The organism is Suilimivivens sp. (assembly GCF_037359455.1).
Classification (GTDB): Bacteria; Bacillota; Clostridia; order Lachnospirales; family Lachnospiraceae; genus Suilimivivens; species Suilimivivens aceti.
In genome coordinates this window covers 14,586-34,953 of the sequence record NZ_JAXXXI010000027.1, presented here as the reverse complement: position 1 = coordinate 34,953, position 20,368 = coordinate 14,586, and the positions used below count along the sequence as shown (strand labels likewise).

The following is a 20,368-nucleotide window of genomic DNA, read 5'->3' as shown; positions in this document are numbered from 1 at the left end:
TTTTATGCCCCTTTCTTTTCTGACTTCAATGCCTTTCGTAATCTGTGAATCTGTATGATATAGTTTTTAATTGTTTTGAAGACCTTTACCGTGGTATTATAATCTTCCTGCCATTCTACCGGCATGTCGCAGATCTTCATACCATCCCGTTCTGCTCTGAGCAGAAATTCTACCGTATAAAACCAGCCATTGTCCTGACTGCTCTCTGCAACCAGCTGCTCTGCTTCTTCCTTCCTTAAGAAGGTAAATCCACAGAGTGCATCTGTTGCCTTCATATGAAATATTGTCTTCAGCAGAAACACCAGCCCCATAGAGGTGATCTTCCTGTACCATTTTCTCCCTTTGGTATCAGATTCTTTACTGAATCTTGTCCCATTTACATACTGAAGCTCCGGATCCTGCTGAAACATTTCTATCGTTTTTCCCAGATATTTCAGATCTGTGGAAAGATCAATATCCATATATCCCACAATATCGCAGTCATTCAGCTCGATTCCCTTCCGGAATGCTACACCAACGCCTCTCTCCCCTACTCTGACATAGGTTACTTCCGGATAAGCTTCTTCCAGTTTCTTTCCAATCTCCGGTGTTTCATCTTCAGATCCATTATCCAATATGGTAAGCCTGCAGGGGATTTTCACATGTTCCCTGACATAGGCTATCGTTGCCTCAATCCCTTTCTGCAGCCGCAGTCTTTCATTCAGGACCGGAAAAAGCAGATTGATGCTGTTTACTTCTCTGTTCATCGTATTTTCCTTATTTCCTTGCAATTTTCTCAATATCAGAAACCAGATATCTCTGGTGCTTATAAATCAGATTCAGCAGTACTGACAGATACTTCAGAATAATGGTCAGCAGTGCAAATACACCAAAGAAACCAAGCGCCAGAAAGCCCATGGTTGACAACCAGCCTTCCACCGGCTTATGGGAATTAAACAGATCTGACACCAGATAAATCCCCATGGCTACTGTAAACACCAAAAAGGCGCAGCAGATGACCATGGAAACTCTCTCCAGCACATTAGTAAAATAGATAAAGGAATCCAGTGCCAGTGATGTTCTTTCTGAGGCTACCGTCTCATTCGTGATCCTCGCCTTCTCATCCCTGCTCTCATAATACATGGTTGCTGCATTCAGTCCACAATTACTGTATACAGCCTTCCGGTATGGAATATACTGTCCTATCGACTTAATCCGGTTAATTGCCCTTCTCGAAATAATACGGAAGGTTTCCGGTCCGATCCTGCCGCCACCCCTGCTTGTCATATTATACAGGGAATAAAAGATCCGTGATGTCAGCCGCATTTTCCCCTTACTGCTGGCAGCCACAATATCATTTCCCTCAAGAAGCTTTTCATACACCCGGAGCAGCATATCCGGATCATAATCCATGAATACATCGTCAAATTCATACACAAAATCACCAATAGCAAGATCCCGGCCTGCATTCATGGCACTCTCGATCCCCTGAAAATAGCTCATATGGATGATATTGACCATGGCATTCACCTGGTTTTCCTCCAGAAAGCCTTTTAATTTCTCTATTGTTCCATCTGTACAGCCATCATCTACACATACGATCTCAAACTTTTCAAAGTTATCCTCAAACACCGGAATAATAGAACGCATGAAAAAGCGGATATATTCTTCCACATTATGCAGATACACAACCAGAGAAATAAACTTTTTTTCTTTTTTACTGTTTCCCGTCACATTCATTTCCTCGCTTTGTCTTTTTATAAATACGCATCCAGATCGTATACGGTATTGATCTTTCCTGACAGCACGCTGATAAAGACCGGGCTCTCACTGAGTACCCGGATTGCAGTCGGTCTGGAATCGTCTACCTCCGATGACTTCAGGATCGGCTTCATGGAATACAGGGATTCCTTATAAGTATAGGCATATTCCGGTTTCAGATACTTGTCTGCCAGATGCGACATATACGGCCATGCGCTGTCCGGCTTATGAATACAGGTATTGCAGTTGCCAAGTGCCTCCGGCCTGCATTCCGGCCTGCCATCCTCACTTTCCCTCTGACACTGGAATGTCGGCAGCTCTTCATAGCTTGTCACATGCGGCGTAAAGGTCACACTGGTCAGTGAATGCAGTCCGGTTTTCCCAAACGGCATGATGGAAAAAAACGGTCCATCCATAACGGTAATCCCCGTTCCTCTCAGTGTATCACCGGGCTCACAAAGAATGATCTCACAAAGCTCATACTTTATTTTAAACTTCTCCTGGTCAATCCCTTCCGTCTTCTCAATGATCTGGTTAACAGATGCATACGTGGCATTCAGTACAAAAGGAGCCTCAAAGTATATATCATCGCACATCCATACCTCGAACATGTCATTTTTCCGGAGGATCTTTTTCAGCCTTGCCCCAAAGAGAAATGTTACGTTATTCCTGTCAGAAAGCTGCTCTTCATAATATTTCTGAAGGATCCCGGCATCATAAGTATACTCCTCTGTCAGGAAGGCTCCATCGCACATTCCTGTCTGAAAATACTTGGAAACCGCCACTTCCTCACACCTGATCCCTGCTGCCCTGCAAAACTCCATGAACTGCTCCGCATTCGTCCAGGAAAAACGTCCTGACGTGGCATAGATCTGTTCAAATCTGTCATGAATACAAAATCCAAAGTCCTCTACAAACCGTCTGAAATATCCTGCTGATTTCACCGCTGTCGTAAGGCTTCTTGGATAATGATAGCCCATATGCACCCTGGCCTGATTAATATAGGTTGCTCTCTGAAAGGGTGCTCTGTCATATTCCAGCACCAGCACCTTTTCACCCTTATCACTGCACCTTTTCGCCGCGTACAGACCATACAGACCGGCTCCGATTATAATTTTGTCATATTTTCTGTCCATGGTGATCCTCTCACTTATGGTATTTCTATTTCATACAGCGTATAGGCTTCTCCCTTCGCTGTGTCTGTCATTGTCTCATAGCAGATCCTGCTGTTTTCTTCTCCAGGTTCAAAGCTGCTGATGCAGTTCTGCTCACATTTTAAAATATAAAAGCTTTTCTTATCTGGGAAATTAGCACCTGCCCAGTCCAGAAGATCCGCATATTCGATCCCGCCCTTCTGTTCCTCTGTATAATCTGCAAAGGCTTCGATCCTTCTATTTCCCGCATAATAAAACTGATATTTCTTCCCAAGATAGGCGAGCACTGTGGATGCCTCCGATACATCCGTACTGATGATCAGTGAATCCTCCGGTACATTTTCCCTGATGTAGGACGCTGCATTTACGCCGTCGGAATATACCCCGGATAAAGCATTCTGAAGGCTTGAGCTTTCCTCTGCACTGTTCCATTGTACAAACATCAGTATCGAGATGATGATCAGGAAAATCTCCGGCAGAATACGTGCAGCTTCTTTTGTGCTTCCTGCCTGACCAGCGCTCTCTCCATCCGTTTCCAGAAGGATCCAGAAGCACCAGATCACAGCAAATACTATTGCGATATAATGCCAGATATGAAGCTGGTACACCAGCACACTGAACAGTGCCTCAAACAGGAAAGTGCCTGCTGCCACGATCACAGGGAAGAAATTTTTCTTTTTTATACCAAGCCAGATTCCTGCTGCGAGAAAAAGTAAAATTAACAGCAGATCTGCTGTCTTTCCTGCTCCTGTCATTCTGGAGAGAATATGAAGGGAAAAATTTTTAATTTCAGTCAGCAGTGAAGTAAATCCCATATCCTGCATCTGATATTCCGGACTGTCTGACACCCCGTAGAATTCATAGATCCACAGCATCAGACTGGCAAACGGAATCCATAATCCCTTTGCTGCCTGCATAAACGCATTCTTCTGTTTCTTATGGACACTTTCTGATGCTGCTTCCCACAGCCACATCAGGGAGATCAGTCCTGCTGGTGCCAGTGCGATCGTATCTGCCTGTACCAGAAGTCCAAGCAGCAGACCACAGACTACCGGCTTCCGCTTACAATCCTTATAAAAAGCTGCCAATACTACCAGAAAAAGGGCGATCAGACAATAATTTCTCGCTACCACAGAATAATAATAGGAAAATACCGGACTGAATAAGCAGCAAAGCTTCGTCACCGGATAAAACGGTGCTCGGTATACAAATATTCCTGCCGTTATTCCCATGATCACATAACTGAGTACGCTGATCGTCTGAAAGGGAAGTCCTGCCTTGGCAAATGGCATCACCAGAAGATACCACAGACAGGGATGCCCCTGAAACCTGATCTGCGCAAACAGTTCCGGAACTGACAGCTCCCTGGCGATCAGCCAGACATTGGCTTCATCTCTCCACAGCTCATGCCCTGCCAGCAGGATTCCGTTAAAAGCAAGATAGGAAAGCCACAGGATGGTCAATATAACGATATCCTTCTTTTGGATCTTTTCCTTCATAGGCTGACCATTTTACTCCTTTTCCCTCTTGTCAGCAGCTTCCATCGCCTACCGACCCATAATGTTTATGGTATCACGATATAAAGGAATGGTCAAGAAAAGCGCTTCTTGAACGATGCCCATAAAATCGTCAAAAAGCGCTTTCCAAAAGCAAATATATACACTATTGCTTAATTATTTTTTGTCTCCTCAATAGACAGGATCATCTCGGAAAGAGCATCCGCATACAGCCTTCTTCCTGCCTCTGTCAGATGCACACCATCCTCCAGATATTCTTCTGCCGTGTACCCGTCTATGCCAAGATCCAGATAAGCATCAAAGAATTCTGCTCCCTGCTCCTTTGCCACATACTCACAGCTTCCCTTATAGTCAAACAGCGTGCCATAGCCTGTATTCAGGGTATTGCCATCACCGATAAATTTATCCCCATTATAAAACATGGCATAATTCGGCGCACAAAGGATCACCGTTGCATCAGGCGCTAACTCCTTCAGGTTGGAAACTGCATAGCGGAGCGCCCCTACATAGGTTCTGATATCAAAGTCATTATCCGAGTTACTTATAGGGGTAACCCGGAGAAGATCATTCATGCCGTATTCTACAACAAAATAATCGGTCCTTGAAAAATCCACATTTCCGCTGCTTAAGATTTCCCCTGCCCTTGTGCCATTAAAAATATCTGTCGGAATATCTCCTCTCATTGCCTTTACGATTCCCACAAGGCTTCTGGATGTCCACTGGTCATTTTCATATTTTTCATCAATTTCAATTGCTGCACAGGTTCCTCCGATAGCCAGATTGTAGCAGTCTGCATCACAGGCTTCCGATGTCAGGTAGGGAATTCCGGTACCATCCCTGCTGTTATCAAAAATACTGTCTCCCATAAACACGATCTGCAGATGACCGCCTTTACTTTCTATCTGATCCTCCTCAGAGATCACCTGCTCCTGCTCCGGCTCCTGTGGCATTTCCTCCGGCACCACATCCGGCGCCGGGAGATCACTCTGTGCTTCAGGTGTCGCTGCAGCCTCTGGTTCCTCCGTTGGCTGCTCCTGTACCAGAGTTTCCCCGGTCTCCGTAATGATCACATTATCCGCTGCGTTTTCCTGACTCCCACTCTCTGTTTCTTTTTCTGCACATCCACTGAGTGAAAAGACAAATAACGCTGTGATCAAGCCTCCTACTACTATATTTCTCCATTTTTTCATAATTTTCACACTCCTTTGAGATTCCATAACTCTCATCTGCAATCTCATCATAGCACATTCACTAAAATAGAAAAGAGCTTTCCATGCGTATTAAGGTTTCCTTCAGAAACTTTAATAAAATCTTAATGAATCGCATTCTTTCCCTGTGGTTCATCATATACTATGCAGTATTTCATACATTTATGCGTAATACTGCAAAAACCACTCTGCAAATCTGGACAATCCCTCTTCTATAGTTGTGGATGGCTTGAAATCAAAATCCTTCATCAGCTCACTGACATCCGCATAGGTTTCGTATACATCTCCCGGCTGCATTGGCAGGAATTCCTTCTTTGCTTCCTTTCCCAGACACTTTTCCAATACACTGATATAATCCATCAGCTTCTCTGGCTTATGGTTTCCTATATTGTAGATCTTATAAGCTGCACCGTTCTCATCCTGTGCCGGCGGATTGCAGAGAATGTTCTCCACTCCGGTCACAATATCATCAATATAAGTAAAATCACGCTTCATATCCCCATGATTATAAATCTGGATCGGTTCTCCTGCCATGATCTTCTTTGCAAATTTAAAATATGCCATATCCGGTCTTCCCATGGGGCCATACACAGTGAAAAAGCGTAGTCCGGTCAACGATATCCCGTATAATTTGCTGTAGGCATAAGCCATCAGCTCATTGGACTTTTTCGTAGCCGCATACAGGCTCACTGGCTGATCCACCTTATCCTCTGTAGAAAAGGGAACCTTCTTGTTCCCACCATACACAGAGCTGGAGGAAGCAAATACCAGATGCTCCACCCCGAAATGTCTGCACGCTTCCAGAATTTCAAAAAAGCCTACCAGATTGGACTGAATATAAGCATCCGGGTTGGTAATACTGTATCTGACCCCAGCCTGGGCTGCCAGATTCACCACAATATCAGGATGATAGGCTTCAAATATCCTGTGAACAGCTTCCTTATCCGCAATATCTCCCTTTTCAAAGGTGTAGCCCTCGTATTCTTTCAGGATCGCCAGCCTGTCTTCTTTCAGCGATACCTCATAATAATCATTCATATTATCAAGCCCGATGACTCTGGCTCCCTTTTTCAGAAGCTCCCTAGAAAGGGAAAATCCGATAAATCCGGCTCCTCCCGTAATTAGATATGTTTTGTCTGTATCAAGTGGTTTCATATATATCCTCCATCATCTGGCAGCCTGTGCCAGTTTTTCTTTTCTTTTTTCTTTTCTCTCCCTGACATTATCAAGAATGTCTGCAAGACCTGCTGCCGCAAGCGGCAGCATCAATACGAAATATCCAAGCACATACCTGGACTGTGCCTCCCAGATCATATGGAACAGAAAGCCTCCAAAAATATTCAGCATAAAATATGCCTTAGGCAGATCCCAGTCCCTTTTTCTGAACACTTCGATACCAAAATAAGTCCCTGTCAGCAAAAATATCAGAAAATGATATCCATTCATAACAAAAAGCAAAATTTCCCTTCCCTCTTCAAACAGAAACCATTTTACGATCCCTGTCGTGTGCAGAGAATGCCTGGTGCACCACTCATTACTGATCATTGCCTGAAAATCCGGAGCATTCCACTGAGAAGTAAACTTCTTATAGAAGTAATTCAGCGCATATTTCTGCTCATGCAAAAAACGTGACAGTGACTGCTTCAGGTTTTCCATACAGGCTTTTTCTGTAGCAGTCCTGTCAAATCCGTTCTGCCCATATACCGCCCAGTTATAACCATTGTACCATCCGCAGGCATACCCGCCTTCATCTCCCTCCTGCATACTCATAGCCACCCATGCAAGCTTGGGAATCCCCTCCGGGTATCTGTCAAGTCCGGCTCTCTGTACATAAACACCCTCTATTGCAGAGTTACACATCACCGGCAGTAAGATCATGGGGAGTATATACAGCAAATGTCTATATTTTCTCTTTTGGAAGCAATTCAGTAAAACAGCGATCACCACTGCCACAAGAACAATATTGATATTGGATTTGATCACGATGCCGCATGCCAGCAATACTGCTATCCTGAGCAGATATTTCCCCCCATCCCTTTTCAGATAGCAGAGCATCTGCCAGATTGCCAGCATTCCAAAAGCCCAGCCGATCAGATCTCCATACACAAAGGTAGAAAACAGGAAAAGCGGCAGCATTCCCATTGACAGAACCGACTCCAGCTTCCTGACATTCTCCGTGAAAAGCTCTTTCGTGATCTGATCCAGAGAAAACAGGATGATAGCAACAGCTGCCACATTTATGATCTGAAAAGCCAGATAATTTTCTACTCCTGCCAGGTGATACAGCACTTCAAGAAACGCTGTAAGACCAATCTGGAACGAATAATTATACAGATATTCGCCCTGCCTGAATGCATCATAATTTCCCCTCATAAAACTGACGGCGATCTCACTTACTGTCTCTCCATCACAAATTGCCGTTCCCCTGACAAGCAGTACGATCACAAGACTTACTCCTGTTCCGAACAGCAACGCTGTCAGAGACAATTTCCCTGTCCGCTGAAACCATTCCGTTACCGACAGTCTGTATAGGAGAAATAAGACAATTCCTGTTACGATCAGCAGAAGAATTGGATCGTCCCATTTATATTTTGCCGTTTCCATGTCCTTATACAGGTCAAAATATGTAGTCCTCAGCAGACTGTTCCCCGCATTAAACAGAACCATGATCCCCAAGGGGATCAGGTAGAATGCTGTCAGGAGCTTTACGATCTTTTTTCTTTTTTCATAATTTGTCGTTTCCGGCATATTTCCATCCTGTCTTTTACTGTCTGTCATTTTTACTCAGACCTGTGCCATCTCACTCTGTATCATACATTCACAATTATAGAGGATTGTTCCTGTTCTTTCAAGCCTGCCAGCTCCTCTTTCCCAAGGATAACATTGCATTTCTTTTTTTTCTTGCGTATACTGTTACTGTAGCCAATCAGAAAAAGAGGTATATTATGAATCCTTCCAATAAAACGCTTTCTGTGATCATTCCTTCCTATAACGAAGAAGCCATGATACAGACAACCTTCCAGACAGTAAAGAAAATCCTTTCTGAAAGCCAGATTCCATTTGAGATCATTTTTGTAGATGACGGTTCCCGGGACGGAACCTATCAGGAGGTCATCAGGCTTTCAAAGGACAATCCGGAAGTACATGGGATCTCGTTTTCCCGGAACTTTGGCAAAGAGTCTGCCATCTTCGCAGGGCTTGCAGAAGCAAAAGGGGCATGCTGTGTTATCATGGACTGCGACCTGCAGCATCCTCCCTGCACGATCATAGAAATGTACCACCTCTGGGAACAGGGCTACGAGGTCGTGGAAGGCGTCAAGACTTCCCGTGGAAAGGAAAGTGCTTTCCACCATCTCTGTGCCAACGGCTTTTATGCTATTATCAGCAGGCTTACCCATATTGATATGGCAAACGCTTCCGATTTTAAACTTCTGGACAGACAGGCTGTAGATGCCCTGCTTGCCATGCCAGAGCGTGCTCCCTTTTTCCGAGCCCTTTCTTCCTGGATCGGCTTTTGCAGCATCCAGGTTCCTTTCGAAGTGCAGGAACGTACAGTCGGAACCTCCAAATGGTCCATGTGGAGCCTTACCAAGTATGCCATCCGGAATATCACTTCCTTTTCCGGTGCACCCATGCAGGCTGTAACACTGCTTGGCTGGATCATGCTGGTGTTTTCCCTTGTACTTGGCATACAGTCACTGTACCGCTATTTCACCGGCACTGCGCAGGAAGGTTTTACTACTGTGATCCTCCTGCTTCTGATCATTGGCAGCATATTAATGATCAGCCTTGGCATTATAGGCCACTACATCTCCCGTATTTATGATGAGATCAAACGTCGTCCCAAGTATATTATCAGCAGACGATGCGGCAAATAAATAATCCACCCACTACAAAAAGCGCACCGCATCTGCCAGTGCGCTTATCGCTTCTTTTCGATCATCCTTATTTACTCGTAGAGATCGTAAATTGTAACCTTCAGAGCCTCAGCAAGTGCTTTCAGTTCAAAATCCATAACAGCCCTTTCATGACGCTCAATTCTTGAAATTGATCCTCTGCAGATATAAACAGCATATGTTTCCAGTCTCTCAGATAATTCCTTCTGACTTAAGTCCTGTTCTACTCTGTATCGTCTTACGTTGTCACCAACTACATTAAAATTTTGGAGATTTGTATCCATCTTTTCCATCCTCTGCTTGCTATCCTTTCTTTCCTCATTTGAATAAGTGGATCATTACTATTTTAGTATATTCTTATGCATAGTGTGTCCTATTTTAAGACATATTTCCAAATTTTTCAAACTGCATTAAACTGTAGAAATAATTTGCAATTATATAAATACCATTTCCCACTTTTAGGACATTTTTATTTGTTATTTCTGTGCATTATTTGTCAATATGCTGATTTTTATACATTTCTCATAAAACAGTCTTGAATATTCTGTTTTACGTTGTATAATAAGTGTTGTCAGAAAGACTGATGTTACTTATGAAGGGGAATCGTCTGTTAATCATTTTATATTTCTGCGTGGTATTATCCTCCTATAGTGTTATTATGAGTAAATATTGTTCAATATTCGTTCTTTTATTTTATTGACTTTTTCCCATGTTTCTTCTATGATATGTATACGTTAATGTTTATGTTAACAACATTATTATACAAAAGTAAGGGAAGAAATTATGACACTCAGCCGAAATGACAGATACCGTTTAACTAACAGAGAAAGAGATATTTTGGATATTCTTTGGGAATCCGGGAAATCTATGGTGGCTTCCGAAATCACCTCCATGCGTGATGACTTGTCCATTAATACTGTACAGGCTGTTCTGAAAAAGCTTCTTCAGAAGAAGCTGATCGCAGTAGATGAGATTGTTTATAGTGGAACTGTTCTCAGCAGAAGCTATAAGCCGACCATGACACCTGATCAATTTGAAATTCAGAAATTTGAGAATGCCTTCAGCAAGGTTTCCGGTAAGCCCTTCTCCCCCTCTTCCTTTGTAGCAACTTTACTCGAAGAGGAAAAAGATACCTCAGATCTCCTGTCAGAAATTGACAGTCTCGAGCAACTTATCTCTCAGAAAAGAGAGGAGCTTTCCAAGAAAAACTAGAAAGTTATTTGTCCTGTCCTTTCCTGAAAGGTAAATGAGAGATCGACCAAACAGGAAAGGATTGACAAGCATATGAGTTTCACGTTTTCTACCCTCTTAAGCATGATCATTATCAATGCTGTTTTTGTTATTGCCCTTAATCAGGTTGTTAAGACATCTGTGATCAATTATTTTAATATTGATCTGTTCCTTCTCAGTTCTCTTGTTATTCTGCTTCGTTTCCTTTTACCATTTGAATTTCCCTTCACTGTTTCTGTACCGGTAAAGTGGGGTTTATCCTATCTGTATGATCTCTTTGTTATGCTGGAGATCAACATTCTCGGTCCTCCCATCAACATCTTTACTATTTTTATGATTGCTTGGTACATTGGCATCCTTATCTGCGGCTCACGGCTTTTTCTCCAGTTCGCCACTATCCGGCAACGCTATCGGCTTCGAGAAGCTGCACCTGACTCTGACGCATATGCCATACTTCATAAGATCACTTCCTGCCACCAGAAAAGCAAAGCTGTTTTCAGGATCTACATAACTCCAAGGAATATTACACCCTTCATATATGGCATTTTCCATCCGGTTATCGTCCTGCCTGACAGCGTTCATTCCAAAGAAGCGCTATTCTATATTCTCAGCCATGAAACAGCCCACTACTATAACCACCATACCTTGTATAAGTTCCTTTGTTCTCTTCTTGAGGTGATCTACTTCTGGAACCCACTGGTTAAAATCTTCGTGAAAGAGATCAACCGTATCATAGAAATCAGTGTGGATTCCAAGGTTATCGCACCGTTAGAACCTCTTGGTCGCCTGGACTATTCCAAGAGCCTTACCAGTATGGCAAGAACCCTTGCAGAGAAAAAGACGACACCCGCTTTTACAGCCACCTACAGCTCTACAAAGACAGACGATTCCAGGTTGAATAAATCCTCAAAAACCCAATCTTCCAAAAAGCCGTCTTCTCTCAGCCAAAGAATACAAATGATCATCGGAAGCCCTGATAAGATCAAAACACTGGCACCAAATGGGCTGGTTTCCAGTCTGCTGCTTATTGGAGCATTGATGATCTCATTGGTTTTTGTGTTTGAGCCATATAGAATATCTTATAAATATACAGTGGAAACCTTTGATTCTGACAGCAGAAATCTTTTCTATATTGATAATCAAGATGGTACTTATGATTTATCTTGACAACAACTATTGCATGACTGAGTCAAAGATATCTGACCCCGATTTACCAGTGTATGATTCTTTTCCCAATTAGTAGATATTATAATTATGCATAATTTATCTGAAATATTGACACATCTTTTTAATGGATGTATTCTAAATACACAGGAGAAGTTAAAAATACTGTATTGTTTACTTTTTTAATGTCGAAAGGAGATTCTATCTATGAACTTTAAAAACAAATTACTTATTTATTCATTCATTACTTTCTTCGCCTCATTTTTTGCTATATCCACTCCCGTTTTTGCTGCAGAACCAATAATTTCTTCACAGCCTGATGAAATAATAGAAACCGCCTCTTCTGAAATTGCTCCATGTTCGGATATTATAAAATATCGCTATAAAGAAGAAAATGGCAAATTATATCGTCGTCTTTTTAACTATACCCGAGATGAATGGGCTGAACCTTACTGGCACCTTGTAGGCTAACGTCCAGCACCACCCTCAAGTTTTTCCCTTGACTTCTCCGACAAACCGTCATGGATCATGGCATGCAAATCGCAGGTGGAACAAGCGTCCAGCTGCGATTTTGTTACCTTGCCGTCACGATAGTCCCTTACGATCTTGTTTTCATACATACTGTATTTCTTATCTGTCCAGAACTTCAGCTTATGTCTGAGAACCCAGAACGCCGGCCCCCAGATATACTTGTGCATCGCCGGAGAAACTGAACCGATCATCCAACAGTTTCTGTCACAGCAGCGCACCTTTGCCCGTACTGCATCTGCCTGAGGACTGTTCCACAGCTCATCAAAGCTGTCACACTCATTCAGATTCCCCATCACTTCCTTATCCTTTGTACCATTACAGGGCATAACATCCCCGTAAGGATCAATAAAGAAGGTATCAAACGCCATATCACAGGGCAGAAGACGCTTCTGTCCATAGATATAGTTGATCAGTCCATGATTGAAATATGCCCGGAACCATTTCTTGGGACTCTTTGATTTCAGCAGCTCATTGATCAGGTTTTCAAATTCCTGCGCTACCATAGGTCTGTCATGAATAATGTTCTTCGCTTCCACAAAGTAGAAGGAATTGTGCAGAGATGCAGTAGCAAACTCCATATTCATCTCATCAGAAAGCTGATACAGGGCTACCAGATCCCTGGCATTGGCATCCTGTACTGTCATGCCGAAGCCCACATCCTTCATCCCCATATCCACCAGCTGCTTCAGCGTTGAATAGCCCCTTTGAAACCCATTCTCCAGCCCACGGATCTTATTATTTGTTTCTTCCAGCCCTTCTATGGAAATACGGATGCCGATATCAGGAAATTCCCTGCACAGGTCTACAATACGGTCTGTAAAAAAGCCATTCGTGGAAATAACGATACGGTCACTCTTTTTCTTTAATTCCCTCACAATATCCTTTAAATCTGTCCGTATAAAGGGCTCTCCTCCCGTGATATTGGTAAAATACATAGGAGGCAGCTTTTTTATCGTTTCCAGTGAAATTTCTTCATCCGGCAGGGACGGCTTCTTATAGCGGTTGCACATATTACAGCGTGCATTACAGCGATAGGTTACAATAACAGTTCCATTCAGCTTTTTCATGAATAACTCCTTTTTTTGCTATTAGTAACAGCGTGCGATAACTAACTATTTACAATGTTGTTATTTTTATATTACAATTATCCTGTAAAGGGGGATTGCAGAAGATGTGGAAATGAGAAATCATTTTTCGCATCTTCTGTTTTTTCCACATCTGTTCTTAGAAAGTAACCTCCCCATCATGGGAGATCAGGGATACGCTCTCAAGACCTTCCAGCTCCTGCACCTTCTGTACCAGATCATATTCTTTAGATGTCCGCACCTCAATCACCAGATTACAGCCATTTCCGGTAATATTCCTTGATTTGATCTTGTAATATCTGCAGAATTCCCTGATCCTTTCCACCAGCTCAGGCTCCTGCTTTCCCTCCTGCAGATTGACCACCAGGATCATTGGAGCCTTGCCAATTGGAATACGGTCTAAAATAAGCACAAGGATCGTCAGTAATACAGACAGGACGATCGCGATTTCTGTCACATGTGCGCCGCAGCAGATCCCCACAGCAATCGACCAGAACAGAAATACCAGATCCATGGGTTCCTTCACTGCCGTTCTGAATCTGACAATGGAAAGAGCACCCACCATACCAAGGGAAATCACGATACTGGACTGTACTGCCAGTATGATCCCTGCTGTGATCACTGCGATCGCCGCAATGGAAATATTAAAGTTCCTGGAATAAAAGGTTTTCCTTGTGATCACCCGGTATACCATAAAAATGTAGCAGCCTATGATACATGTAATGAAAAGTACCGCCACAATATGCGGCACACTCACTGTTTCGCTGGTATATGATGCCAGAAAATCCTTTTTGAAAATATCTGAAAATCCCATTCCTCTGTCCAAACCTTTCTGTTTCAATTATTTGTAGCTTCCGGCAGTGCCCTGCCCCGTTTTTGTCTCTGCAGATCTTTTTACCTCTTCTGCCGCACCTGAAATTTTCTGCACAGGTAATACTTGGAAAAGGTAGATGCTTTAAGCCCCTCCAGCTGCAGGATCTGATATATCTCATCTGGCAGGAAGCTGTCAAACTTCACTTCCATCAGTTCTGTCCCTACCGGCAGGATCCCTCTTCCCGCAATCCTTTCATCCAGAAACGCTCTCACATCACTACCGGAAAGGATCTTCCGGTCAAAGGTCACTCTCACATTGGCATCCTGCATCCTGTATACATAGGGAATACGCTCATATTCCACGATCACGGCTGGCCGCATCAGCCGCACTGCCATCAGATAAGCAAGCCGGTGCAATACCCTCTGTTCCTTTGTGATATCTGAAGGGATTTCTCCCCGCATCAGCTTTTCACACTGGGACAGTGTGATCGGGCTGCTGCTTTTATGTGTCATCCCACGATACTTTTCCTTACACTCCAGAGTGATCCGTTCTGTACTGTGATTATAGATCCGGATCCGGAACTTCTCTCTCTCATCGACCCCATTTTCATTGCTCATATAGCAGCTGTTCTGATAATCATCAAAATACAGGCTTCTGATCTGATAAGAGCCTTCTGCACCAGTATGGCTGTCCCTGGATGCAACTGCATTTATTTTAGCATTTTCGATCAATGCCTGTCCATGCGTAAGGGGATATTTATATTCGTGTCGATACCGCTTTTCCTCCACCTGTTATGCTCCTTACTCCTCTTTCTGTTCCCATCTGGCCACCAGTACAAGATCGTCCATGACGGGTGTTTCTGCCACATACTGCTGTCCATCCTCATCATCAAAGCAGCCAAGGAATACACTATCCTCTCTGTCTTCATCCAGAATGGCCGGCAGAGGCTGTCCTTTTTCCACCCAGTAATACAGCGTCTGATTATAGTCCTCATTAAGGAACGGCGCCCTGCGCTTCACTTCTACAATACAGTATTCCTTTTTTTCTATCCAGATGCTGTCAAGGAACTCCTTTTTCTCCGTAAGATACTGCTTCACCATGGAAAGTTCCTGCGAGAGCGTATCAAATCTTGTATAATCCCCCTCTGCAGGGATTTCAAGTCCATCCGGAAGGACAAATGCCCAGGAAAGCCGTTTTTCATTCCATCTGAGGGCATCCAGCTGCGCACTACGGCTGATCATCTCCCCGTAATCACTGATCCCGCTGTCAAGCAGCTCTTCCAGCGGCTTCTGAAAGGATGATGCGTAGATCTCTTCTACCGCCTGCCGGAAAACCGGATTCTGATACATGGCAGCCAGCCAGGTGTTCTGATTGGCATTCCCTTCCGGTCTGCTCATGGCAATGGATGCCGTTAACGCCTCCGGGATTCCATACATAGGCGTATTTACATTCCCCATAGCTCCGTCAAAATCCCATACCGGTCCTGCATACAACAGGGAACTCTCTCTCTTCGTGCAGGCAAACTGACTGGCAATTCCCACATCATGATCACCGGAAATCTCTTCCGCAAGCCATCCCGCCGCCCATGAGGGGATATCGATCAGCTCCTCCAGTGACTTTCCACTGATATCGCTGATCCCATCATCCGCAAGCAAAGCGCTTTCTACATCATTCAACAGTTCCTCTGCTTCCTGCTTTCGCTCTGCACTCAGCTTCCGGCCGGATGCTTCCTTCACCTCGAACAGCCTGCCGCCCGTCGTTGTAATATAGTCTTTCCCGTTTTCCTTCCGGAAATCAAGCTCCATTTCAAAAGCGAAGCCGCCATCTTCTGCAATATCCCATCTGTTTTCCCCAATCTCTACTGCCTCTGTAATGAGATACAGTCCCTGATATTCACCATTCATAAACAGCTCGACAAATTCACCATCCGGCTCATAGCCTTCTGCCCCTACCGCCCTGTCTGCCAGATCCAGTACGATCTTATTCCTCATATAAGAACCATCTGTAGCATTGGCGATCAGATTCCACTTTCTCGCCGGCGTCATGCCGCATACAGAAGCCTCCTTTGACAGAGTAAAGGTATAGGGCTTCTTATCCAGTGTTGCCGTCAGATTTCCCCTTACCCTCAGCTTTTCCAGATGATCGGTAAGGACAGCCTCCCCGGATGGATCCAGCAGCAGAAGCTCTCCTGTCTGCGCATACTTTTTCTTATCTGCCTCCAGATCCTTCTCCAGAAAGGAAGTATTCTCTACTGTCAGAAGCAGCGATGGCAGCTTTTCAGAAATAAGCACCTGCAGCTCACGGTCACAGAAGGTTTCACCAAAGCCTCCCTTCACCTGATAACCAAAAACCTCTTCTCCCTGTATCCCGGAAACGGTACTTCCGTTCCGGAGCTTCTCCCCATTCAGGAAAAGCCTGCCATCCTCTTTGTCATAATGCACAGTCAGGTCTGTCTCTTTTCCCTGAAAGCAGGACGGCAGGATCAGATAATATCTTCCGTCTGTTTCCTCCAGAAACGGCTTGAAGGAAACCATTTCACCATCCACCTCCGCAGTGAATGTAAGCTCCTCCAGAAAGGATGCCTCATGGTCTGTCCGCAGATAAGCGATCCAGAGCGTCAGCAGCAGAAGTGCCACAGCACTTATCATCAGTAATATTCGTATCAGCTTATTTTCTCTCATGTTCACCAGTATACCACACACACCACACACAAAAAAGCCCGTTATCCTGTTTTGTCCACAGGATAACGGACTCTCTTATCTTTTTAGATGGAAATCATCCAGCCAGTTCCTACTGTGCACCGTCGATTTCCTGCCACTGCTTCTCGATCTGAGCGCATGCACCATCCTTGTCAAGATCGCCTGCGATATAGGACTGCATGATCTCACCAAAGGTCTGATGCCAGCTGTCTGTAGAGTAAATGATCTCAAGGTCTGCTGCACCTGCAGAAGCTGCCAGCTCATCGCCCTGCTTGATGATCTCGAAGTTGCTCTGTACATCAGATTTGATCGGAGGAACAACACCTGCTACATCTGTAAACCATGCCTTGCCATAGTCAGATGTATACCACCAGTTCATGAAATCAAGAGTCTGCTGAAGTACTGCAGAATCCTTGTTTACATGAAGTGACTGGTCAGAACCGGAAATAACCTGGCACTGGGAAGCATCCTCTGTTACAGGATAGCCATTGAAGCCGATCTGGATATCAGGATCGATGGAAAGAACATCAGCTTCGATCCATGCGCCCTGTCCGAGAACCATAGCCGCCTTACCTGTACCAAAAGCAGATTCCTCACCATCGAGTGCTGTTTCAAGAGGCTTATCATCACCGTACTTTACAGCCAGATCGATGAAATCGAAGAAGTTATTGTAAAGCTCAGGATAGTCTGAGATCTTGGCTGTTCCATTTTCAAAGCCGGATACCAGCTCTGCTGCGGAAATTCCTGCGTTTGCAGCTGCAGCATCAAAGAAATGCTGTGCTACATGCTTATATACCCACCATTCATTGAAACCGGTCGTGAAAGGCTTGTATCCTGCTGCAGAGATCTTTTCACAGGCATCCTTCATGGCACTTACAGTTGAAGGGAACTCAGTAATACCGCATTCTTCAAAGATCGCCTTGTTGTATACGATACCGAAATAATTTCCCTTGATCGCGATTCCGTAGCATCCGCTTCCGTCCGCCGGACTCTGCATAGTTGCTGCTACTGCATCAGACATGGTCTCTGTCAGCGGCTGTCCTGCCAGATCATAAGAATATTCCTTGTAAACATCGATCTCCTTACCCGATGTAGAGGAAAAGATATCCGGAACCTCACCGGAATTCAGCTTTGCCTTTAACAGTGTCGGATAATCATTCTGAGTGGTTTCATAGTTGATGGTCACATTTGGTGCTACTTCCTTATAAGCATCAATGAGTTCACCGATCGCATCTGCATATTCCGGAGAACTGATGAACATATAGATCTCACAGGGCTCGTCAGAAGAAACCTGTGCTGTCTCTTCTGCTGCAGAAGTATCTGCTGCTTCTGTTGTCTCTTCGGCCTGTGTACTGTCAGTGGATGCACTGCTGCTGTCTCCTGCGGATGATCCACAGCCAGCCAGAAGGCTCATTGTCATTGCTGCGCAAAGAATTGCGCTGATGAATTTCTTTTTCATTTTTACCCTCCTTTGTCCCATCTTCGGGAATCCCTTTTTTACTTTATTTTCACCCGTCTGTTTCCGGCTATAACATCATCCCCACTTCACTGCGGCAGACAGACAGGAAAAAATCATTTTGAACTTTACGCCAGGGGAATCAGCCCTTTACTGCTCCTGCCACAACACCTTCTACGATATACTTCTGCAGCAGGATAAATACGATGATAGACGGTACAACTGTCAGCACCATGGCAGTCAGTGCGTAGTTCCATTTAGTATTCATCTGTCCTACAAAGGTGTATGCCGCAAGTACCAGTGTCTTTGTCTTATTATTGCTGTTTACCATCAGAAGCGGAAGCAGGAAATCGTTCCAGATCCACATAACATCCAGTACGGTAACCGTTACCGTCACCGACTTCAGCAGCGGGAAAATAATGGATCTGTAGGTGCGGAAGGTGGAGGCTCCATCTATCTTCGCACTTTCGTCCAGTTCCTTCGGGATCGTCTTCATAAAGTTAAAGAAGATGAAGGTTGCCATGGGGATACCAAATCCCCAGTACTGGATCCCGAGACCGATCTTACTGCCTGCAAGGTGAATCACATTCATGGATTTCAGCAATGTGATCATGATCGTCTGAAAAGGGATCAGCATTGGTGTCGTGATGATCAGATAAGCAATCCTGCTGTAGGTTCCCTTTCTTCTGTCCAGAATGTATGCTGCCATGGATGAAAAGATTACGATCCCGACAATACCGATCACAGTGATGATCACATTATTCTTAAAGAGTGCCAGATAATCCATTTTCTTAACAACATAAGTATAATTGCTTAAGTCAAGGCTCTTTGGCAGGGCAAGTACATTCGCCACGATCTCTCCAAACGGCTTGAAAGAGTTCATAAACATAAGGAACACCGGATAAATATAAATAGCTGCAACCACAATAAGCACGAAGATCATGACTGTCATCCGGAGTCTTCTTTTAGCTTTGATCGTCATTACAGATCAACCTCCCTTCTGCTGAAGGCCTTTAACACCAGCTGTGTAATGACCATGACAAACAGGAAATAGATAATGGATTCTGCGGAACCAAGTCCATAATTATTATTCGTAAATGCTTCCTTATAAATCTGTAATGTCACACTGTTAGATGCCGTTCCCGGTCCTCCCTTGGTCAGTGCAAGGATAATGTCGAACACCTTCAGACCATTGGTCAGTGACATGAAAATACAGGTCGTAAAGGACGGGCCAAGAAGCGGAAGCGTTACCCTGAAAAAGGTCTGCACCCTGCCGGCTCCATCTACGGTCGCCGCTTCAAGAACGTCCTTCGGAACTGCCTGAAGACCGGCTATGTAAAGCACGATATAGAAGCCAAGCGACTGCCATACACCAACTAATACCACCGAGAAGAATACCAGCTTCGTATCACCAAGCCAGCTTAAATTTAAGAAGCTCCAGTCCGTTGCTTCATACAGCTTCTCAAATCCGCTGGTAAAAATGAACTTCCAGATAAAGCCTACGATCGTCATGCTCATGATATAAGGAACGAAGAAAATTCCCCTGAAGAAATTTGCCCCCTTAAACTTCTTTGTCAGCATCACTGCCAGCGCCAGCGCCAGCACATTGGAAAATACCACAAAGCAAAAGGTATATTTCGTCGTAAACCAGAGTGCCGGAAGGAAGTCACCCCCCTGCGAAAACAACGTTTTAAAATTGGTAAGTCCTACGAATTTAACGGCCTTTGAAATACCATTCCACTCTGTCAGGGAATAGTAGCCACTCAGAATAAAAGGCACATACATCATCAGACAGACCAGTATGATCGCCGGAACTGTAAAGGCTGCCATTTCCAACCCGTTTTTAACCTTCTTATTCATTTCCGTCCTCCTTC

19 protein-coding genes are annotated in these 20,368 nt (G+C 44.2%); 4 read left to right on the top strand and 15 right to left on the bottom strand.

Annotated features, from left to right (window positions below):
- Positions 1-2: 2 nt before the first annotated feature.
- From WJQ40_RS03565 to WJQ40_RS03535, 7 genes are all read right to left on the bottom strand, one after another.
- Positions 3-746 carry a glycosyltransferase gene (locus WJQ40_RS03565; protein WP_337537918.1) on the bottom strand — a complete coding sequence of 248 codons (744 nt, stop codon included), beginning with the start codon at positions 744-746 and terminating at the stop codon, positions 3-5.
- A gap of 10 nt (positions 747-756) precedes the next feature.
- Positions 757-1,713 carry a glycosyltransferase gene (locus WJQ40_RS03560; RefSeq protein WP_337404361.1) on the bottom strand — a complete coding sequence of 319 codons (957 nt, stop codon included), beginning with the start codon at positions 1,711-1,713 and terminating at the stop codon, positions 757-759.
- Between the two features lie 23 nt (positions 1,714-1,736).
- Positions 1,737-2,876 carry an FAD-dependent oxidoreductase gene (locus WJQ40_RS03555; RefSeq protein ID WP_337537917.1) on the bottom strand — a complete coding sequence of 380 codons (1,140 nt, stop codon included), beginning with the start codon at positions 2,874-2,876 and terminating at the stop codon, positions 1,737-1,739.
- Positions 2,877-2,890: 14 nt separating this feature from the next.
- Positions 2,891-4,393 (bottom strand): hypothetical protein, encoded by a 1,503-nt coding sequence (locus WJQ40_RS03550; RefSeq protein WP_337537916.1) that lies wholly within the window; start codon positions 4,391-4,393, stop codon positions 2,891-2,893.
- A gap of 170 nt (positions 4,394-4,563) precedes the next feature.
- Positions 4,564-5,601, bottom strand: coding sequence for an SGNH/GDSL hydrolase family protein (locus WJQ40_RS03545; protein ID WP_337537915.1), 1,038 nt, complete (start codon positions 5,599-5,601; stop codon positions 4,564-4,566).
- A 180-nt stretch (positions 5,602-5,781) separates the two neighbouring features.
- A complete protein-coding gene (locus WJQ40_RS03540) occupies positions 5,782-6,774 on the bottom strand; it encodes an NAD-dependent epimerase (RefSeq protein WP_337537914.1) in 993 nt (330 codons plus the stop codon).
- Between the two features lie 12 nt (positions 6,775-6,786).
- Positions 6,787-8,367: a glycosyltransferase family 39 protein gene (locus WJQ40_RS03535; protein ID WP_337537913.1), complete on the bottom strand. Its 1,581-nt coding sequence runs from the start codon at positions 8,365-8,367 to the stop codon at positions 6,787-6,789.
- 197 nt (positions 8,368-8,564) lie between these two features.
- On the opposite strand from WJQ40_RS03535, the gene WJQ40_RS03530 reads away from it, so the two are divergent.
- A complete protein-coding gene (locus WJQ40_RS03530; protein ID WP_337537912.1) occupies positions 8,565-9,497 on the top strand; it encodes a glycosyltransferase family 2 protein in 933 nt (310 codons plus the stop codon).
- Positions 9,498-9,568: 71 nt separating this feature from the next.
- Here the strand turns inward: WJQ40_RS03530 and WJQ40_RS03525 are convergent, their stop codons facing one another.
- Positions 9,569-9,799, bottom strand: a complete 231-nt coding sequence (locus WJQ40_RS03525) for a helix-turn-helix transcriptional regulator (RefSeq protein WP_118798426.1) — start codon at positions 9,797-9,799, stop codon at positions 9,569-9,571.
- A 499-nt stretch (positions 9,800-10,298) separates the two neighbouring features.
- On the opposite strand from WJQ40_RS03525, the gene WJQ40_RS03520 reads away from it, so the two are divergent.
- The 3 genes from WJQ40_RS03520 (at position 10,299) to WJQ40_RS03510 (ending at position 12,380) form a co-directional block, all read left to right on the top strand.
- Positions 10,299-10,727, top strand: coding sequence for a BlaI/MecI/CopY family transcriptional regulator (locus WJQ40_RS03520; protein ID WP_118798282.1), 429 nt, complete (start codon positions 10,299-10,301; stop codon positions 10,725-10,727).
- Between the two features lie 72 nt (positions 10,728-10,799).
- Positions 10,800-11,912, top strand: a complete 1,113-nt coding sequence (locus tag WJQ40_RS03515; protein ID WP_337537911.1) for a M56 family metallopeptidase — start codon at positions 10,800-10,802, stop codon at positions 11,910-11,912.
- A gap of 204 nt (positions 11,913-12,116) precedes the next feature.
- Positions 12,117-12,380: a hypothetical protein gene (locus WJQ40_RS03510; protein ID WP_337537910.1), complete on the top strand. Its 264-nt coding sequence runs from the start codon at positions 12,117-12,119 to the stop codon at positions 12,378-12,380.
- Here WJQ40_RS03510 and WJQ40_RS03505 read toward each other — a convergent pair.
- From WJQ40_RS03505 to WJQ40_RS03475, 7 genes are all read right to left on the bottom strand, one after another.
- Positions 12,377-13,507, bottom strand: coding sequence for a radical SAM protein (locus tag WJQ40_RS03505; RefSeq protein ID WP_337537909.1), 1,131 nt, complete (start codon positions 13,505-13,507; stop codon positions 12,377-12,379). The genes WJQ40_RS03510 and WJQ40_RS03505 overlap by 4 nt on opposite strands.
- 157 nt (positions 13,508-13,664) lie before the next feature.
- Positions 13,665-14,366 (bottom strand): DUF4956 domain-containing protein, encoded by a 702-nt coding sequence (locus tag WJQ40_RS03500; protein ID WP_337537908.1) that lies wholly within the window; start codon positions 14,364-14,366, stop codon positions 13,665-13,667.
- Positions 14,367-14,419: 53 nt separating this feature from the next.
- Positions 14,420-15,127: a polyphosphate polymerase domain-containing protein gene (locus tag WJQ40_RS03495; RefSeq protein ID WP_337537907.1), complete on the bottom strand. Its 708-nt coding sequence runs from the start codon at positions 15,125-15,127 to the stop codon at positions 14,420-14,422.
- Positions 15,128-15,139: 12 nt separating this feature from the next.
- A complete protein-coding gene (locus WJQ40_RS03490) occupies positions 15,140-17,020 on the bottom strand; it encodes a CotH kinase family protein (RefSeq protein WP_337537941.1) in 1,881 nt (626 codons plus the stop codon).
- Positions 17,021-17,129: 109 nt separating this feature from the next.
- Positions 17,130-18,497, bottom strand: a complete 1,368-nt coding sequence (locus tag WJQ40_RS03485; protein ID WP_118797406.1) for an extracellular solute-binding protein — start codon at positions 18,495-18,497, stop codon at positions 17,130-17,132.
- Between the two features lie 139 nt (positions 18,498-18,636).
- A complete protein-coding gene (locus WJQ40_RS03480) occupies positions 18,637-19,476 on the bottom strand; it encodes a carbohydrate ABC transporter permease (RefSeq protein ID WP_337537906.1) in 840 nt (279 codons plus the stop codon).
- Positions 19,476-20,354, bottom strand: coding sequence for a sugar ABC transporter permease (locus WJQ40_RS03475; protein ID WP_337537905.1), 879 nt, complete (start codon positions 20,352-20,354; stop codon positions 19,476-19,478). Before WJQ40_RS03475 ends, WJQ40_RS03480 begins: the two co-directional genes overlap by 1 nt.
- Positions 20,355-20,368 lie beyond the last annotated feature (14 nt).

Bases quoted from the DNA above. Each gene is read 5' to 3' on its own strand.
- WJQ40_RS03490 (WP_337537941.1), bottom strand. From the start codon at position 17,020: ATGAGAGAAAATAAGCTGATACGAATATTACTGATGATAAGTGCTGTG.
- WJQ40_RS03535 (WP_337537913.1), bottom strand. From the start codon at position 8,367: ATGCCGGAAACGACAAATTATGAAAAAAGAAAAAAGATCGTAAAGCTC.
- WJQ40_RS03475 (WP_337537905.1), bottom strand. From the start codon at position 20,354: ATGAATAAGAAGGTTAAAAACGGGTTGGAAATGGCAGCCTTTACAGTT.
- WJQ40_RS03510 (WP_337537910.1), top strand. From the start codon at position 12,117: ATGAACTTTAAAAACAAATTACTTATTTATTCATTCATTACTTTCTTC.
- WJQ40_RS03555 (WP_337537917.1), bottom strand. From the start codon at position 2,876: ATGGACAGAAAATATGACAAAATTATAATCGGAGCCGGTCTGTATGGT.
- WJQ40_RS03515 (WP_337537911.1), top strand. From the start codon at position 10,800: ATGAGTTTCACGTTTTCTACCCTCTTAAGCATGATCATTATCAATGCT.
- WJQ40_RS03485 (WP_118797406.1), bottom strand. From the start codon at position 18,497: ATGAAAAAGAAATTCATCAGCGCAATTCTTTGCGCAGCAATGACAATG.
- WJQ40_RS03520 (WP_118798282.1), top strand. From the start codon at position 10,299: ATGACACTCAGCCGAAATGACAGATACCGTTTAACTAACAGAGAAAGA.
- WJQ40_RS03525 (WP_118798426.1), bottom strand. From the start codon at position 9,799: ATGGATACAAATCTCCAAAATTTTAATGTAGTTGGTGACAACGTAAGA.
- WJQ40_RS03545 (WP_337537915.1), bottom strand. From the start codon at position 5,601: ATGAAAAAATGGAGAAATATAGTAGTAGGAGGCTTGATCACAGCGTTA.
- WJQ40_RS03565 (WP_337537918.1), bottom strand. From the start codon at position 746: ATGAACAGAGAAGTAAACAGCATCAATCTGCTTTTTCCGGTCCTGAAT.
- WJQ40_RS03530 (WP_337537912.1), top strand. From the start codon at position 8,565: ATGAATCCTTCCAATAAAACGCTTTCTGTGATCATTCCTTCCTATAAC.
- WJQ40_RS03505 (WP_337537909.1), bottom strand. From the start codon at position 13,507: ATGAAAAAGCTGAATGGAACTGTTATTGTAACCTATCGCTGTAATGCA.
- WJQ40_RS03480 (WP_337537906.1), bottom strand. From the start codon at position 19,476: ATGACGATCAAAGCTAAAAGAAGACTCCGGATGACAGTCATGATCTTC.
- WJQ40_RS03540 (WP_337537914.1), bottom strand. From the start codon at position 6,774: ATGAAACCACTTGATACAGACAAAACATATCTAATTACGGGAGGAGCC.
- WJQ40_RS03550 (WP_337537916.1), bottom strand. From the start codon at position 4,393: ATGAAGGAAAAGATCCAAAAGAAGGATATCGTTATATTGACCATCCTG.